The sequence below is a fragment of the Novosphingobium sp. SG754 genome, assembly GCF_013149315.1.
Classification (GTDB): Bacteria; Pseudomonadota; Alphaproteobacteria; order Sphingomonadales; family Sphingomonadaceae; genus Novosphingobium; species Novosphingobium capsulatum.
In genome coordinates this window covers 24475-39146 of record NZ_JABGCC010000012.1, presented here as the reverse complement: position 1 = coordinate 39146, position 14672 = coordinate 24475, and the positions used below count along the sequence as shown (strand labels likewise).

The window sequence follows — 14672 nt, the reverse complement described above, 5'->3', positions numbered from 1 at the left end:
GATGATCCACACCGACCATGCCGCGCTGCGGGCCGCCCATGCTGGGGGCACCGGGCTGTGCACGGTGGTGGGGATCGATGGCAGCTTCTCGCGCCGGGTGGGCGCGCAGATGGCGACCCAAGGAGTCGAGCAAGGAGCCGGCGCGGATGCATCCGTGGCCGGCTCTTTGGCCGATGTCTGCCTGGAACGGCAACTGGCCGGAGACCTGGCGCAGATGGCGCCGGGCGCGGTGCCGGCGCTGCAGCGCTATGGCCGGGGTTCGCCGATCATCGATTTTCGCCTGCCGTGCGGTGGCGGGCTCGACATCCTGCTCGATCCCGCGCCCGATCGCGCTGCGCTGGCGCAGGTGGTGCAAGCACTAGACGCGCGCCAGCCGGCCAGCCTGCCGCTGCCCGTGCCGGCCGATGCGCCGCCGCACCTGCTGCGTGCGCGGCCCTATATTCCAGCGCTCTCGCTGGTCTTGCTGGGCGAGGGCGCGGAACTGGCCGCGACGGCGGCGCTGGCCCGCACGATGGGCATCGCCACGCAGGTCTTTGCCAAGGAAGACACCGCTTCGCTGCGCCTGGGCGGGGTGCCGCAGGGCGCGCAGGCTGATGCCTGGACCGCGATCCTGCTGCTGTTCCATGATCACGAATGGGAACGCACGATCCTGCGCTGGGCGCTCGATAGCCCGGCATTCTACATCGGCGCGCAGGGCGGCATGCGGGCGCGGATGGCGCGGCTGGACGATCTGGCGCGCGACGGGGTGAATGAAACCCAGCTGGCGCGGGTGACCAGTCCGATCGGCCTGATTCCCCGCACGCGCGAGCCCGGCGTGCTGGCGCTGTCGGCGCTGGCGGAAATCCTGGGCGCTTACGAGGCGCTGCATCCGCTGGCGTAACGCGCAAGGCGGCGGCCTTGTTGCACACCTGCCCAATTACCATATGATAGCGATAACAAGGGTGCCCGCCTTGGTGCACCACAGGGGATTGAGGGCAAAGATGCTGACAAGACGGGCGTTTGCAGTTTCGCTGGCAGGAACGGGAGCATCGGTTCTGGCGGGCCGTGCCGGCGCCGCCAATTTTCGGGCCATCCCGCAAAGACCATCGGCGCGGGTGATCGTCGACAATGATTTTGCCGGCGATCCCGATGGCCTCGTCGCGCTTGCCCATCAGTTGCTGACGCCCAAGACGCGGACGGTGCTGATCACCAGCTCGGCGCTGAACCCCAAGCTTACCGATCCCGCCATTGCCGGCAAGACCGCTGCCGCCGGTAAGGATATTGCCGAAGAACTGATGCGCCAGGCCGGCCTGGTCGCGCCGCCGCCGGTCTATGCCGGGAGCGAGGATATGGGCAACAGCAAGGCACCCGCATCGAAGGCGGCGCTGGCGATCGTGGCAGAGGCAATGCGCGATGATCCCTTGCCGCTGTTCTTTACCTGTGGCGGGCCGTTGACCAACCTTGCCGCCGCGCTGCGCATCGAACCGCGGATTGCCCAGCGGATGACGGTGGTGTGGATCGGCGGTGGCAGTTATCCCAATGGCAACTGGGAATACAATCTGGCAACCGATGTTGCGGCGGCGCAAGAGGTTGTCGAGCGCTCCGCCGTTCCCTTGTGGCAGATTCCCCAGGCGGCCTATCGGCAGATGCAGGCCTCGGTGGCCGAACTGGGTGACCAACTCAGGCCGATCTCGCCGTTCGGAGCGTGGCTCTATGATCGGTTTACCACGCCGCCGGCCTTCATCAACGTTGGCGGGAGCTGGCCGCTGGGAGATAGCCCTACGGTTTTGCTGACGGCGATCTCGCCCGAGAGCAGCACTTTTGTCGATCGGACGGCGCGCCGGATCAATGCCGATGGCACATACGGGGCGGAAATCGCGGGACGAACCGTGCGCGTCTATGAGACGCTCGATGCACGGCTGACGTTCGCGGACTTCTACGCCTTGATGCGGCAGCATGCGCAGGGGCACTGATGCGCTGGGCTGCTGACGCCCCCTCCGACGGCCTGCGGCCGCCACCTCCCCCGAGAGGGGAGGATCTGGCTGGGTTATCCTCCCCCCTCGGGGGAGGTGGCAGCCCGTAGGGCTGACGGAGGGGGAAGCAGCGCTGCGGCGCGTGCCAGGTCTTCGGGCGTATCGATGTCCAGTGCCTGCTCGGCCGTCAGCGCCAGCGCGGGCGCATCGCGCAGCAAGGCGCCTGCGCCGCGATCGCCGGTCAGCGCCAGCAGCGCGGGAAAGTGCTGCGCGCCAAGCAGGGCCGGCGGCAGCGGCTGGCCGTTGCAACTGCTGGTCAGGCGATCACCATCGAATGCGGCCAGCATCGTGGCAAAGTGTGCCGCCGGCACCAGCGGCATATCGGCCAGCGCGATCAGCACGGAGTCTGCCCCCGGCGCGGCGGCAATGCCCAGCGCGAGCGAGCGGGATTGCGGCGCCTGGGGCGGATCGAGTGCCACGCGGGTAAAGCCTGGCAGGGCTGGCACATCGGGCGCGGCGACGAGTATGCGTTGCGCCACGGGCAGGGCGGCGGTGGCAGCGGCGACGTGTTCGATCACGGGTTTGCCGCCGAGCAGGGCCGCGAGCTTGCCACCGCCAAAGCGGCTGGCGCGCCCGGCGGCGAGCAGGACCAGGGCGATGTTCCGGCTCATCGCGCGCGCCGGATGCGGCTTTCGCTGATTAGCGGGGCCGGGCGGTTGATGAAGGTCTTGAGCGCGAAGCTGCTTTGCACATGGGCGACGCCCTCGATCTGCGTCAGCCGTTCGAGCAGTTCGCGGTAGTGATCGAGATCGCGCACCACGCAGCGCAGCAGGAAGTCTGACCCGCCCGACATCAGGAACCCGCTCATTATTTCGGGCAGTTGCGCCACTTGCGCCTCGAACCGGTCGAGCGCCTCGCGCTGCTGGCGTTCGAGCGTGACCGAGACGAACACGCTCATCTTGCCGGCCAGCGCGCGTTCGTCGAGCCGGGCGAAATAGCCGGTGATGAGGCCGGCTGCCTCCAACTGGCGCACGCGGCGGATCGTGGGGGTGAGCGAGAGGCCGATTTCCTCGGCCAGATCGCGCCAGCTCATTCGGCCATCGCGGGTGAGGCATTGCAGGATGCGGATATCCCAGGAGTCGAGTTCGGGTGGTGCGGTGGTTTCCGACATGTAAGCATGAATGCACTACATTTTGCCAAGATGGTAGTGCAAAGTGCACTCCCGTGCTTTTACCTGCCCCGCAATTGGCAACCCTTTCCAACCCTTTCGCGTTATGCTGCCAGGGAAACCGAAAGGCCTGGGAAAGGATAATCGTGGCAGAATTCGCCAACCAGCAGCCCCTGGCGCTGCATGTGCCCGAGCCCAAGGCGCGGCCCGGTGCCGAGCCGGACTGGAGCGGCCTCAACCTGCCGCCGGTGGGCGCGCAGCCTCGCCCGGACGAGGCCTGCGCCGCTGCCGATACCTGGCCCTTATGCACCGACCTGATCCGCGTGCTGGATGAAAATGGCCAGGCCGTGGGCCCGTGGAACCCGCGCCTCGATCCCGAAACCCTGCGCGCCATGCTGCGCAACATGGCGCTGACCCGCGCGTTTGACGAGCGCATGTTTCGTGGCCAGCGCCAGGGCAAGACCAGCTTCTACATGAAGTGCACCGGCGAAGAGGCGACCTCGGTGGCGCCGGCCATGGCGCTGGCGGCCGATGACATGGTGTTTCCCAGCTATCGCCAGCAGGGCATCCTGATCACGCGCGGCTATCCGCTGATTGAGATGATCAACCAGATCTATTCCAACAAGGCCGACAAGCTGAAAGGCCGCCAGCTGCCGATCATGTATTCGGCGCGGGACTATGGCTTTTTCACCATCTCGGGCAACCTGGCCACGCAGTTGCCGCAGGCGGTGGGCTGGGCCATGGCCAGCGCGATTTCGGCCGATACCCGCATTGCCGCTGCCTGGGTGGGCGAGGGATCGACCGCCGAGGGCGATTTCCATTCGGCGATGACCTTTGCCACCGTCTACAACGCGCCGGTGGTGCTCAACGTGGTCAACAACCAGTGGGCCATTTCCAGCTTTTCGGGCTTTGCCGGGGGCGAACGCCAGACCTTTGCCGCGCGGGCGATCGGCTATGGCGTGGCCGGGCTGCGCGTCGATGGCAACGATCCGCTGGCGGTCTATGCCGCTACGCGCTGGGCGGCCAACCGCGCCCGCAGCAATGCCGGGCCCACGCTGATCGAGCATTTCACCTATCGCGCTGAGGGGCATTCGACCTCTGACGATCCCTCGCAATACCGCAGCGCGCAGGAACGCAGCACCTGGCCGCTGGGCGACCCGATCGTCCGGCTGAAGAACCATCTCATCGCGCTCGGCGAATGGGACGAGGATCGCCAGGCAGCGATGGACCAGGAACTGGCCGAGGCGGTGAAGGCCGCCACGCGCGCGGCCGAGGCCAACGGCGTGCTGGGCCACGGCCTGCACCATCCGTTCCACACGATGTTCGAAGACGTGTTCGAGACGCTGCCCTGGCACCTGCAGGAGCAGAGCGAGCAGGCCATGCGCGAGCGGCGGATCAAGTGGCCCGACTGGCGGCCCGAAGATGGAGACGATATGCCATGACGGACCAGGGAACGAGCCGTCGCATGACGATGATCGAGGCGATCAATGACGCCCTCGACGTGATGATGGAGCGCGACCCCGCCGTGGTGATCATGGGCGAGGACGTGGGCTATTTCGGCGGGGTGTTCCGCGCCACTGCCGGCCTGCAGAAGAAGTATGGCAAGACCCGCGTGTTCGATACCCCGATCAGCGAATGCGGGATTATCGGCGTGGCGGTAGGTATGGGCGCGTATGGCCTGCGCCCGGTGCCCGAAATCCAGTTTGCCGACTATATCTATCCGGGCCTGGATCAGCTGGTGTCGGAAGCGGCGCGGCTGCGCTATCGCTCGGCCGGGGAATTTATCGCGCCGCTGACGGTGCGATCGCCCTTTGGCGGCGGCATCTTTGGCGGGCAGACCCACAGCCAGAGCCCGGAAGCACTGTTCACCCATGTTGCCGGCCTCAAGACGGTGATCCCGTCAAACCCGCACGATGCCAAGGGGCTGCTGATCGCCGCGATCGAAGACAACGATCCGGTTGTCTTCTTCGAACCCAAGCGGATCTACAACGGGCCGTTCACCGGCGCCTACGACAAGCCGGTTGAACCGTGGAGCAAGCACCCCGACAGCGAGGTGCCCGAGGGCCATTACACCGTGCCGCTGGGCAAGGCGCGCGTGGTGCGCGAAGGCGAGGCGGTGACGGTGCTGGCCTATGGCACGATGGTCCACGTCGCGCATGCCGTATGCATCGACAAGGGCGTGGATGCCGAAGTGATCGACCTGCGCACGCTGGTGCCGCTGGATATCGCCACGATCCGCGAATCGGTGCGCAAGACCGGGCGCTGCATGATCGTGCATGAGGCGACCCGCACCGGCGGGTTTGGCGCAGAGCTTTCCGCCCTGGTGCAGGAGCATTGCTTCTACGAGCTGGAAGTGCCGATCGAGCGCGTGACCGGTTTCGACACGCCCTATCCGCACAGCCTGGAATGGGCCTATTTCCCGGGGGCCGTACGCATCGGCGAAGCCCTCGACCGTATCTGCAAGGATTGATCCCATGGCGCTTTACACCTTCCGCCTGCCCGACATCGGCGAAGGCATTGCCGAGGCCGAGATCGTTGCCTGGCACGTGCAACCCGGCGACACGGTGGGCGAGGACAGCCCGCTGGCCGACATGATGACCGACAAGGCCACCGTGGAAATGGAAAGCCCCGTGGCGGGCCGCGTGGTTTCGATCGCCGGCGAAGTGGGTGATCGCATTCCGATCGGCTCCATGCTGGTGGAGATCGAGGTGGCCGGCGAGGTTGGGGAAGGGGCTTCGACAGGCTCAGCCCGAACGGAACCTGAGCACGACGAACCCGCACCCGTTCGCCCTGAGCCTGTCGAAGGGCGCTTGCCGGACGTGGAGGTTGCGCAGGGGGCTTCGACAAGCTCAGCCCGAACGGAAACGAGGCAGGAGGAAACCGCACCCGTTCGCGCAGAACCTGCTACCGGGCACCAGAGCGCCCGCGTGCTCGCCAGCCCGGCGGTGCGCCAGCGCGCCCGGGAACTGGGGATCGACCTGGCCCAGGTGCGTCCGTCGCAGGATGGGCGCCTGCGCCATGGCGATCTCGACCAGTTCCTCGCCTATAATCGCAGCTATGCCCCCGGCGCGGCGGCGCGGGCGGATGAGCAGGTCAAGGTGATTGGCCTGCGCCGCCGCATTGCCGAGAACATGGCCGCGTCCAAGCGCGCGATCCCGCATTTTTCCTATGTCGAGGAATGCGATGTCACCGCGCTGGAGGAACTGCGCGCGCAGCTCAATGCCGGCGGTCTCGATCGTCCGCGCCTGACCATGCTGCCGCTGTTGATCGTGGCGATCTGCCGCACGCTGCCGCAGTTTCCCATGCTCAACGCGCGCTATGACGATGAAGCCGGTGTGGTGACGCGTCACGGCGCGGTGCACCTGGGCATGGCGACGCAGACCCCGGCGGGCCTGATGGTGCCGGTGATCCGCAATGCGCAGGCGATGAATCCCTGGGCCCTGGCACGGGAAATCGCCCGCCTGGCCGATGCCGCGCGCAACGGCACGGCCAAGCCGGACGAGCTTTCCGGCTCCACCTTTACCATCACCTCGCTTGGGCCGCTGGGCGGCGTGGCGACGACGCCGGTGATCAACCGGCCGGAAGTGGCGATCATCGGCCCCAATCGCATTGTCGAGCGGCCGATGTTCGTGCCCGATGGCCTGGGCGGCGAACGCATCGCCAAGCGCAAGCTGATGAACATCTCGATCAGTTGCGACCATCGCGTGGTCGATGGCTGGGATGCAGCGAGCTTTGTCCAGGCGGTGAAGAAGCTGATCGAAACGCCAGCGCTTATTTTGGCGTAATTCCGGCTTTGCCGGAATTACGGTTGCGGCACCGGCCCGCTCCCCCACCCGACCTCCCATAGGGTACTATCGTTGGGAGGTCGGGTGGGGGAGCGGGCCGGTGCCGCAACGCCGAAACGTCAGTTTCGGCGCAAACGTCAAAAATCCGACGCGCGCGAGGCGGCGCGGGCTTTGGCGAATGAGTCGCGGCGGAACGCCTCGAACGCCACGCGCTGGTCGTGACCGGCATCCTTGGGATAATCGCGGTATTCGGCGATGATCTCGTCAAAGATTTCGCGCATCTCTTCCTTGTGATCGGGGTGCGAGAAAATGTGCAGGCGGTTTTCGCGCATGGCGTCGAGCGTGCGCTGCGCGATCACGTCGGGCTCCATGCCGAATTCGTGGACACCGGCCAGGCGCTCCACGGCTTCCTGGTTCACCGGCTTGGCGCCACCCTTCAGGCTGTCGGGGCGGATCGCGTCGCTGGCGTAGATATAGCTTTTGACCAGGCCCGGGCACAGCACCGAAACCCCGATGCCATATTGCAGCAGCGAGTAGTGCAGCGATTCCGACAGGCCGCGCACGGCGAACTTGGTGGTGTTGTAGATCCCCGGCGTGCCGGCGGCGAGGAAGGCGGCCATTGAGGCGGTGTTGGTAATATGCCCGCCCTTTTGCGTGCCGGCCTTTACCCGTTCCACCATGCGCGGCACGAAGGTCATCACCCCGTTGATCACACCGTGAAGGTTGACGCCGAGCAGCCAGTCCCAATCGTCATAGCTTGATTCCTCGATCGGCTGGAAAAGGTTGACCCCGGCGTTGTTGAACAACAGCGAGACCGGGCCGAATTCGGCCTCCACGCGGTCAGCCGCCTCGCGAAACGCCTCGCGGCTCGACACGTCGAGTTGGACGCCCATGACTTCGCGGTTGTCGAGGCTGGCCAGGGCCTGGTCGATCGAATCCTGGCGAATGTCGGCAATCGCCACTTTGCAGCCTTCGTTGAGCAACTGGCGGACGAGGCCGATGCCGACGCCGTTGGCGCCGCCGGTGACGAAGGCCGTGCGGCCGGCAAAATCCTTCATGCGGTTACTCCCATCCGGGTGGCCTTGAGTGCGTTTTGCCGCTCGATCTCGGCGGTGATCGCCGGGTTGCGGAACAGCATGGCGAACGTCTGCTTGTATTCGGGGTTTTCCGGCAGGTGGGTCTGCACCGCGGAGGTGGTCGCCTCGCCCCGTTCCTTCACGCCCACCAGGAATTCGGAGTGGGTGAGGATATAGAGTTCATCGTTGAGGATGCCTTCGAGCACGCGCTCCCCGACCTGCTCCTTGGTCTGGTAGAGGTGCGAGAAATTGCCGCCGGCCTGGCGGCGCTTGTCGGCTTCGGCATAGCCGGTTTCGGCCAGCTCTGCCGGGCGGGTCTTGCCGGCTTCGGCGATGTTGGATTGCACCGCGCCGGGGCAGAACGCGGAACAGATCACCCCGCGCGATTCCAGTTCGGGGCGCATGCATTCCATCATCGAGGTGACGGCCGCCTTGCCCGAGGAATAGATCGTGGTCGCCGCCGCCGGCACGAGGGCGGACATCGAGGCGGTGTTGACGATATGGCCGCCTTCGCCATGGGACAGGATGCGCGGCAGCACGGTAACGATGCCGTTGATCGTGCCGCCCAGGTTCACGCCCATGACCCAGTCCCAATCGGCGAACGTGGCGAGGTCGGTCGGGCCGACCACGGCGACGCCGGCATTGTTGACCAGGATGTGGATCTTGCCAAAGCGCGCCTCGATCGCATCGGCCACCGCGGCATAGTTGGCGCGGTCGGTCACATCGAGCTTGAGCGCGAGGACGCGGTCGGTCGCCCCGCCGGCCACGTCGGCCAGTTCGGCGCTACCCTGCGCCAGGTGATCGTCGCGAATATCGGCAATCGCCACGTTCATGCCCGCGCCCAGCAGCGCCTTGGCGATTCCCAGGCCAATTCCGCTGGCCCCTCCGGTGACGAGTGCTGTTTTGCCCGGCAGATTCTGCATGGTTCCTCTCCGTTTTTGCAAGATAACGTTTGTTATGGTGGCGCGCGTTGATCGCAGCCCGTCATTTGTTTTTGTGCCTACCCTATTCACTACCTGAGAATTGTATGCAAGACTAACAATGATCCGGATGAAAATGGCCCGATTCCAAGAAAGGGCGGCCGGGAGAGGAGAGACGCGATGGCAGGTGCAATGGCACCGACGATCCCCGATGACGGGGTAGCCGCCCTTCAGGCAGAGGCAGCGTTCGACAGCGAATCGGCCGTGCCGACAACGCAGCCCTGGCCAGCGGCGGGCGCGGCGTGGTTCGCGCTGTTCGCCATCGTGCTGGCCACGTTCCTCAACTTCTTTGACCAGACCGTGTTTGGCATGCTGGCCCAGCGCATCAAGCAGGATTTCGCGTTGAGCGACGAGGCACTCGGGTTCCTGGGTGGGCCGGCCAGCGTGATTTTCTTCGTGGTGGTGGGCATCCCGCTGGCGCGGCTGGCCGATATCTATCCGCGCCGCCTGGTGCTGGCCGGCGGCATGCTGGCGACGGCCACGATCATGGCGCTGGGCGGCATGGCGCAAAGCTTTGGCCAGTTCGTGGGCAGCCGCATGTTCCTGGGGGCCGGCGGCTCTGCCCATGCGCCGGCGTCCTATTCGCTGCTCGCCGATTTCTTCCCGCCCAAGAAGATCACCCGCGCCTTTGCCGTGCTGCAACTGGGTTTCATCGGCGGCACCACGGTTGGCGTGGCGCTGGGCGGCAAGTTGATCATGTGGCTGGCGGGCCGGCCCGATCCGGTACTGCTGGGCCTGCGCATCCATTCCTGGCAGCTGATCCTGCTGGGCGAGGCGGTGGCGGGCGTGCTGGCGGCCCTGCTGCTGCTGACGATCCGTGAACCGGCACGACGCGGCCATCAACCGGCCGCGCGCCAGGGCGGCGTGGCGGCTGAAACCAGCCTGGGCCGGCGCGTTCTGGCGTTCACCGGATTGGATGCGGTGCGCGCCATCCATGCGCGTGGCCGCGTTTATTATCCGCTGTTCCTGGGGCTGGCGCTGGCCGCGATCGAAACCTTTGGCCTGGCGTTCTGGCGGGTGCCGTTCATGATCCGCACTTATGGCTGGAACGAGGGGCGCATCGGCATGGTCATGGCGCCGATGCTGCTGGTCAGCTCGCTGCTGGGCATCTTCCTGGGCGGCGTTTTCGTGGAATGGATGGCCAAGCGGCACAAGGACGCCAACGTGCGCTGCGCGGCGATCCTGTTTGCGCTGGTCACGATCTGCGCGATTACCGCGCCGCTGATGCCGACCGGCGAAACCAGCCTGGCGGTCATGGCGCTGGGCGGGATGTTCGGCCTGGCCGGCGCGGTGCCGCAGAACGCCGCGATCCAGCGCATCGCACCCAACGAGATGCGCGGCCAGGTCACCGCGATCTATCTGTTCATGTTCACCTTCTTTGGGGCGATGGGCAGCTTTGTGGTGGGCGTGGTGGCGCAGCGCATCGTGGGCGTGGAAGCACAGCTGTGGAAAGCGCTGGTGATCACCGCTGGCGCGCTGCTGCCGATCGCCACGGTGTCGATGATCCTGGCGATCCGGCCCTATCGGGAAGAAGTGGCGCGGCTGGAAGCGCAAGGGCGTTGACAGCCGCTTGCTGATCCGCAATTTGTTAGTGACACATACAAAATGGAGAGAGCGATGACGGGCGAAGCGGCAGGCGATCGTATTGCGCTGCTTGAACAAAAGCTGGCCCAGGTGGAAGCCCGCCTGACCGTGCGCGAGGACGAGCTGGACGTGCGCAAGCTCCAGCATCTCTATGGCTATCTGATCGACAAGTGCCTCTATAACGAAACGGTCGACCTGTTCACCGACGATGGCGAAGTGCGCTTTTTCGGCGGCGTGTGGAAAGGCAAGGAAGGCATTCGCCGCCTCTATGTCGAGCGGTTCCAGAAGCGCTTCACCTATGGCAACAACGGCCCGATCGATGGCTTCCTGCTCGATCACCCGCAGTTGCAGGATATCATCGATATCCAGCCCGATGGCGTCACCGCGCTGGCGCGCGCGCGCTCGATGATGCAGGCCGGGCGGCACAAGGATTTCGAGGGCGACGCCCCGCACCTCAAGGCCCGGCAGTGGTGGGAAGGCGGCATTTACGAAAACACCTACAAGAAGGTGGACGGCAAATGGCGCATGCACATCCTGAACTACATGCCGATCTGGCATGGTGATTTCGAAAAGGGCTGGGCGCATACGCCGCCCGAATACGTGCCGTTCCCCAAGGTGACCTATCCCACCGATCCCAGCGGACCGGATGAACTGCTCGAAGGCCACTGGCTGTGGCCCACGCACAAGATCACCCCGTTCCACATGAACCACCCGATCACCGGCAAGCCGATCGAGGCGCAGCGCCTGCAGCGCGACCTCGATCACGATGCCGCGATCGCCGCAAAGTAAGCCCCAGCCCATGACCACGACGACCTATCCCTCGCTTTGCATGATCATCAACGGCCAGCGCGTGAGCGGGGGTGGGCGGCGCACCCACGCCGTGGTCAACCCGGCGACGGGCGCGGTGCTGGGCGAACTGCCGCTGGCTGATGCCGCAGACCTTGACGCCGCCCTTGATGTGGCGGCGCAAGGTTTTGCGCTGTGGCGCAAGTCCACCCCGCAGCAGCGTGCCGCCGTGCTCAATGGCGCAGCGCGGCTGATGCTGGAGCGCCAGGAAGACCTGGCGCGGATCGCCACGCTGGAGCAGGGCAAGACCCTGCCCGAGGCGCGGATCGAGGTTCTGATGAACGTCGGGCTGTTCCAGTTCTATGCCGGCGAGGTGCAGCGCATCTATGGCCGGGCGCTGGTGCGACCCACCGGCATGCGTTCTACCGTCACGCACGAGCCGGTTGGCCCGGTGGCGGCCTTTGCGCCGTGGAATTTCCCGCTCGGCAATCCCGGACGCAAGCTGGGTGCGCCGATCGCCGCAGGCTGTTCGGTGATTCTCAAGGCTGCCGAGGAAACCCCGGCCAGCGCGCTGGGCGTGCTGCAATGCCTGCTCGATGCCGGGTTGCCGCCGCAAGTGGCGCAGGCCGTGTTCGGTGTGCCCGACGAGGTCAGCCGGCATCTGCTCGGCAGCCCGGTGATCCGCAAGCTGTCGTTCACCGGATCGACCCAGGTGGGCCAGCATCTGGCCAAGCTGGCGGCCGACGACATGAAACGCACGACGATGGAATTGGGCGGCCATGGCCCGGTGCTGGTCTTTGCCGATGCCGATCTTGATCGCGCGATCGAAACGGCGGTGGCGCACAAGTATCGCAACGCCGGGCAGGTCTGTGTCAGCCCGACGCGGTTCATCGTGGAAGAGCCGGTGTTCGAGGCTTTCCGCGATGGCTTTGCCGCCCGCGCGGCGCAGGTGCGCGTGGGCAACGGGCTGGAGGATGGCGTGCAGATGGGCCCGATGGCCAATCCGCGCCGGCCCGAGGCGATGGAGCGCTTGATCGGCGACGCCGTGGCGCGCGGCGCACGCCTGCACACCGGTGGTGAGCGGGTGGGCAATGCCGGGTTCTTCTTTGCGCCCAGCGTGCTGTCTGACATTCCCCTGGATGCCGCGATCATGAACGAGGAGCCGTTCGGGCCGGTGGCGCTGATCAACCGTTTTGCCGATGCCGATGCGATGATCGCCGAGGCCAATCGCCTGCCCTACGGCCTGGCAGCCTATGCCTGGTGCCAGGGCCATGCCACCCGCGCCCGCGTGGCGGCCGAGGTGGAAACCGGCATGCTGGGCATCAACACGACGATGATCGGCGGCGCCGATGCGCCATTTGGCGGGGTGAAATGGTCGGGCCACGGGCACGAAGACGGCCCCGAAGGCCTGATGGCGTGCCTGGTGACCAAGACCGTGCACGAAGCCTGATGCGCAACGTCATGGGCGGGAAACATTCGGGAAAAGCAAGCGGCATAGCGGGGCAGGCTTGTCTGCTGCCTGCCGGAGTGCCCGATGCGCCGAATGATTTTTCTTGCCCTGGTCCTTGCCGCCACTCCCGCTCTGGCGGTGGAGGACGACGCGCAGGTGTGGCTGGCGCAGCAATCGTTCCTCAACCTCAACCAGGACCTCGTGCTGTTCACCGACGTGCAACTGCGCCTGACCGACGATGCGCAGCGCGCCGGGCAAGCGATCGTGCGCGGGGCGCTTGGGGTCAAGCTCGACCGGTCGACCACGCTGTGGGGCGGCTATGGCTATATCCGCAGCGATCCGCTGGGCGGGCGGGTGAGCCACGAACACCGCGTGTTCGAGCAGGTGACCTGGCGCGCGTTTGGCGATGGGGCGGGCAATGGCACCACGCGCCCGACGCTGACCGGGCGCACCCGGCTGGAACAGCGCCTGGTCGACGGGCAGGGCGGAACGGGCTGGCGGCTGCGCCAGCTGGTGCGGCTCGACGTGCCGCTGGGCAAGCCGGGCACGCCGCAGGCGGTGGTCTGGGCCGAACCGTTCGTGGGCCTCAACCGCACCGGGTGGGGCCAGAAATCGGGTTTCGACCAGCTGCGCGGCTTTGCCGGCGTGGCCCTGCCGGTGGGCCGCGGCATCAGCGTGGAGGCGGGCTATTCCGGCCAGTATGTCTCGCGCCCGGCGCGCGAGGATCGCATGAATCACATTGCCAGTCTGTCGCTCATGATCCGCAGGTGATCGCGCGCGGGCCGGCCCATAACCAGGAGAGGCCCGCATGACCCAGGATCTGAAAACCGGCGGCGCGCAAGGATATTTGCGCATCGCCACCGAGGAAGCCTTTGCCACCCAAGAACAGGTCGATGCCTATCTGCGCATGATCCGCGATGGCGAGGCGGACAAGGGCATGGTCTCGCTCTGGGGGTTTTACGCCCAATCGCCGTCGGAGCGCGCGGTGCAGATCATGGAGCGCCTGCTCGACCTGGGCGAGCGGCGCATTGCCGACATGGACGCGACCGGCATCGACAAGGCGATCCTGGCGCTGACCTCGCCCGGGGTTCAGCCGCTGACCAACCTCGACGAAGCCAAGGCGATTGCCACCCGCGCCAACGATCGGCTGGCGAGCGCCTGTGAAGCCTATCCCGACCGCTTCATCGGGCTTGGCACCGTGGCCCCGCAGGACCCGGAATGGTCTGCCCGCGAAATCCATCGCGGTGCCAAGGAACTGGGCTTCAAGGGCATCCAGATCAACAGCCACACGCAAGGGCGCTATCTCGACGAGGAATTCTTCGACCCGATCTTCCGCGCCCTGGTCGAGGTGGACCAGCCGCTCTATATCCATCCCTGCACGCCACCCGATGCGATGATCGGGCCGATGCTGGAGGCAGGCCTGGATGGCGCCATCTTTGGCTTTGGCGTGGAAACCGGCATGCACCTGCTGCGGCTCATCACGATCGGCATCTTTGACAAGTATCCCAGCTTGCAGATCATGGTCGGCCATATGGGCGAGGCGCTGCCCTATTGGCTCTATCGCCTTGATTTCATGCACCAGGCCGGCGTGCGGTCACAGCGCTATGCCCGGATGAAGCCGCTCAAGAAGACCATTGCCGAATACCTGCGCTCCAACGTGCTGGTGACCAATTCCGGCATGGCGTGGGAGCCGGCGATCAAGTTCTGCCAGGAGGTGATGGGCGCGGACCGCGTGATGTATGCGATGGACTATCCCTATCAGTACGTTGCCGATGAAGTGCGCGCGATGGACGCGATGGACATCACGCCCGAAACGAAGAAGAAGTTCTTCCAGACCAACGCGGAACGCTGGTTCAAGCTGTAATCTTGTCGATCACGCAGGCCGAAGGAG

Annotated in this window: 14 protein-coding genes; 10 read left to right on the top strand and 4 right to left on the bottom strand. The window is 65.9% G+C overall.

Translation table 11 applies throughout. The features are described 5' to 3' along the window. Position 1 precedes the first annotated feature (1 nt). Together FHW97_RS19770 and FHW97_RS19765 are read left to right on the top strand one after the other, a co-directional pair. Positions 2–880 (top strand): XdhC family protein, encoded by an 879-nt coding sequence (locus FHW97_RS19770; protein ID WP_171799576.1) that lies wholly within the window; start codon positions 2–4, stop codon positions 878–880. A 214-nt stretch (positions 881–1094) separates the two neighbouring features. Then, the gene (locus FHW97_RS19765) at positions 1095–1952 is read left to right on the top strand and encodes a nucleoside hydrolase (RefSeq protein ID WP_370525482.1); all 858 of its coding nucleotides are present in this window, start codon (positions 1095–1097) and stop codon (positions 1950–1952) included. 74 nt (positions 1953–2026) lie between these two features. Here FHW97_RS19765 and FHW97_RS19760 read toward each other — a convergent pair whose 3' ends face one another. After that, positions 2027–2623 (bottom strand): nucleotidyltransferase family protein, encoded by a 597-nt coding sequence (locus tag FHW97_RS19760; protein WP_171799574.1) that lies wholly within the window; start codon positions 2621–2623, stop codon positions 2027–2029. Next, positions 2620–3123 (bottom strand): Lrp/AsnC family transcriptional regulator, encoded by a 504-nt coding sequence (locus FHW97_RS19755; protein ID WP_022676900.1) that lies wholly within the window; start codon positions 3121–3123, stop codon positions 2620–2622. The genes FHW97_RS19760 and FHW97_RS19755 overlap by 4 nt, the downstream gene beginning before the upstream one ends. 143 nt (positions 3124–3266) lie before the next feature. On the opposite strand from FHW97_RS19755, the gene FHW97_RS19750 reads away from it, so the two are divergent. From FHW97_RS19750 to FHW97_RS19740, 3 genes are read left to right on the top strand one after another with little or no spacing between them, the layout of a single operon-like run. Next, positions 3267–4562, top strand: coding sequence for a thiamine pyrophosphate-dependent enzyme (locus FHW97_RS19750; RefSeq protein ID WP_022676901.1), 1296 nt, complete (start codon positions 3267–3269; stop codon positions 4560–4562). Continuing rightward, positions 4559–5590, top strand: a complete 1032-nt coding sequence (locus FHW97_RS19745; RefSeq protein ID WP_231627798.1) for an alpha-ketoacid dehydrogenase subunit beta — start codon at positions 4559–4561, stop codon at positions 5588–5590. The genes FHW97_RS19750 and FHW97_RS19745 overlap by 4 nt, the downstream gene beginning before the upstream one ends. A gap of 4 nt (positions 5591–5594) precedes the next feature. Next, the gene (locus tag FHW97_RS19740) at positions 5595–6905 is read left to right on the top strand and encodes a dihydrolipoamide acetyltransferase family protein (RefSeq protein WP_107716949.1); all 1311 of its coding nucleotides are present in this window, start codon (positions 5595–5597) and stop codon (positions 6903–6905) included. A gap of 137 nt (positions 6906–7042) precedes the next feature. Here the strand turns inward: FHW97_RS19740 and FHW97_RS19735 are convergent, their stop codons facing one another. Continuing rightward, positions 7043–7963, bottom strand: coding sequence for an SDR family NAD(P)-dependent oxidoreductase (locus tag FHW97_RS19735; protein WP_022676904.1), 921 nt, complete (start codon positions 7961–7963; stop codon positions 7043–7045). Next, positions 7960–8904: an SDR family NAD(P)-dependent oxidoreductase gene (locus tag FHW97_RS19730; RefSeq protein ID WP_171799573.1), complete on the bottom strand. Its 945-nt coding sequence runs from the start codon at positions 8902–8904 to the stop codon at positions 7960–7962. The genes FHW97_RS19735 and FHW97_RS19730 overlap by 4 nt, the downstream gene beginning before the upstream one ends. A gap of 177 nt (positions 8905–9081) precedes the next feature. Here FHW97_RS19730 and FHW97_RS19725 point away from each other — a divergent pair, with 177 nt between their 5' ends. The 5 genes from FHW97_RS19725 (at position 9082) to FHW97_RS19705 (ending at position 14645) form a co-directional block, all read left to right on the top strand. Beyond that, on the top strand, positions 9082–10524 hold the full coding sequence (locus tag FHW97_RS19725) for an MFS transporter (protein ID WP_168352546.1): 1443 nt from the start codon (positions 9082–9084) through the stop codon (positions 10522–10524). Between the two features lie 54 nt (positions 10525–10578). Further along, complete coding sequence (locus tag FHW97_RS19720) at positions 10579–11334, top strand: nuclear transport factor 2 family protein (protein WP_022676907.1); 756 nt, start codon at positions 10579–10581, stop codon at positions 11332–11334. A gap of 10 nt (positions 11335–11344) precedes the next feature. Next, a complete protein-coding gene (locus FHW97_RS19715) occupies positions 11345–12781 on the top strand; it encodes an NAD-dependent succinate-semialdehyde dehydrogenase (protein ID WP_168352547.1) in 1437 nt (478 codons plus the stop codon). A 93-nt stretch (positions 12782–12874) separates the two neighbouring features. Next, positions 12875–13552 (top strand): DUF2490 domain-containing protein, encoded by a 678-nt coding sequence (locus tag FHW97_RS19710; protein WP_171799572.1) that lies wholly within the window; start codon positions 12875–12877, stop codon positions 13550–13552. A 37-nt stretch (positions 13553–13589) separates the two neighbouring features. Further along, on the top strand, positions 13590–14645 hold the full coding sequence (locus FHW97_RS19705; protein ID WP_168352549.1) for an amidohydrolase family protein: 1056 nt from the start codon (positions 13590–13592) through the stop codon (positions 14643–14645). Positions 14646–14672 lie beyond the last annotated feature (27 nt).

What these genes read in the sequence shown, in the direction of transcription:
- FHW97_RS19770 (WP_171799576.1), top strand. Translation starts at nt 2, where the DNA reads ATGATCCACACCGACCATGCCGCGCTGCGGGCCGCCCATGCTGGGGGC.
- FHW97_RS19760 (WP_171799574.1), bottom strand. Translation starts at nt 2,623, where the DNA reads ATGAGCCGGAACATCGCCCTGGTCCTGCTCGCCGCCGGGCGCGCCAGC.
- FHW97_RS19755 (WP_022676900.1), bottom strand. Translation starts at nt 3,123, where the DNA reads ATGTCGGAAACCACCGCACCACCCGAACTCGACTCCTGGGATATCCGC.
- FHW97_RS19745 (WP_231627798.1), top strand. Translation starts at nt 4,559, where the DNA reads ATGACGGACCAGGGAACGAGCCGTCGCATGACGATGATCGAGGCGATC.
- FHW97_RS19740 (WP_107716949.1), top strand. Translation starts at nt 5,595, where the DNA reads ATGGCGCTTTACACCTTCCGCCTGCCCGACATCGGCGAAGGCATTGCC.
- FHW97_RS19735 (WP_022676904.1), bottom strand. Translation starts at nt 7,963, where the DNA reads ATGAAGGATTTTGCCGGCCGCACGGCCTTCGTCACCGGCGGCGCCAAC.
- FHW97_RS19730 (WP_171799573.1), bottom strand. Translation starts at nt 8,904, where the DNA reads ATGCAGAATCTGCCGGGCAAAACAGCACTCGTCACCGGAGGGGCCAGC.
- FHW97_RS19725 (WP_168352546.1), top strand. Translation starts at nt 9,082, where the DNA reads ATGGCAGGTGCAATGGCACCGACGATCCCCGATGACGGGGTAGCCGCC.
- FHW97_RS19720 (WP_022676907.1), top strand. Translation starts at nt 10,579, where the DNA reads ATGACGGGCGAAGCGGCAGGCGATCGTATTGCGCTGCTTGAACAAAAG.
- FHW97_RS19715 (WP_168352547.1), top strand. Translation starts at nt 11,345, where the DNA reads ATGACCACGACGACCTATCCCTCGCTTTGCATGATCATCAACGGCCAG.
- FHW97_RS19710 (WP_171799572.1), top strand. Translation starts at nt 12,875, where the DNA reads ATGATTTTTCTTGCCCTGGTCCTTGCCGCCACTCCCGCTCTGGCGGTG.
- FHW97_RS19705 (WP_168352549.1), top strand. Translation starts at nt 13,590, where the DNA reads ATGACCCAGGATCTGAAAACCGGCGGCGCGCAAGGATATTTGCGCATC.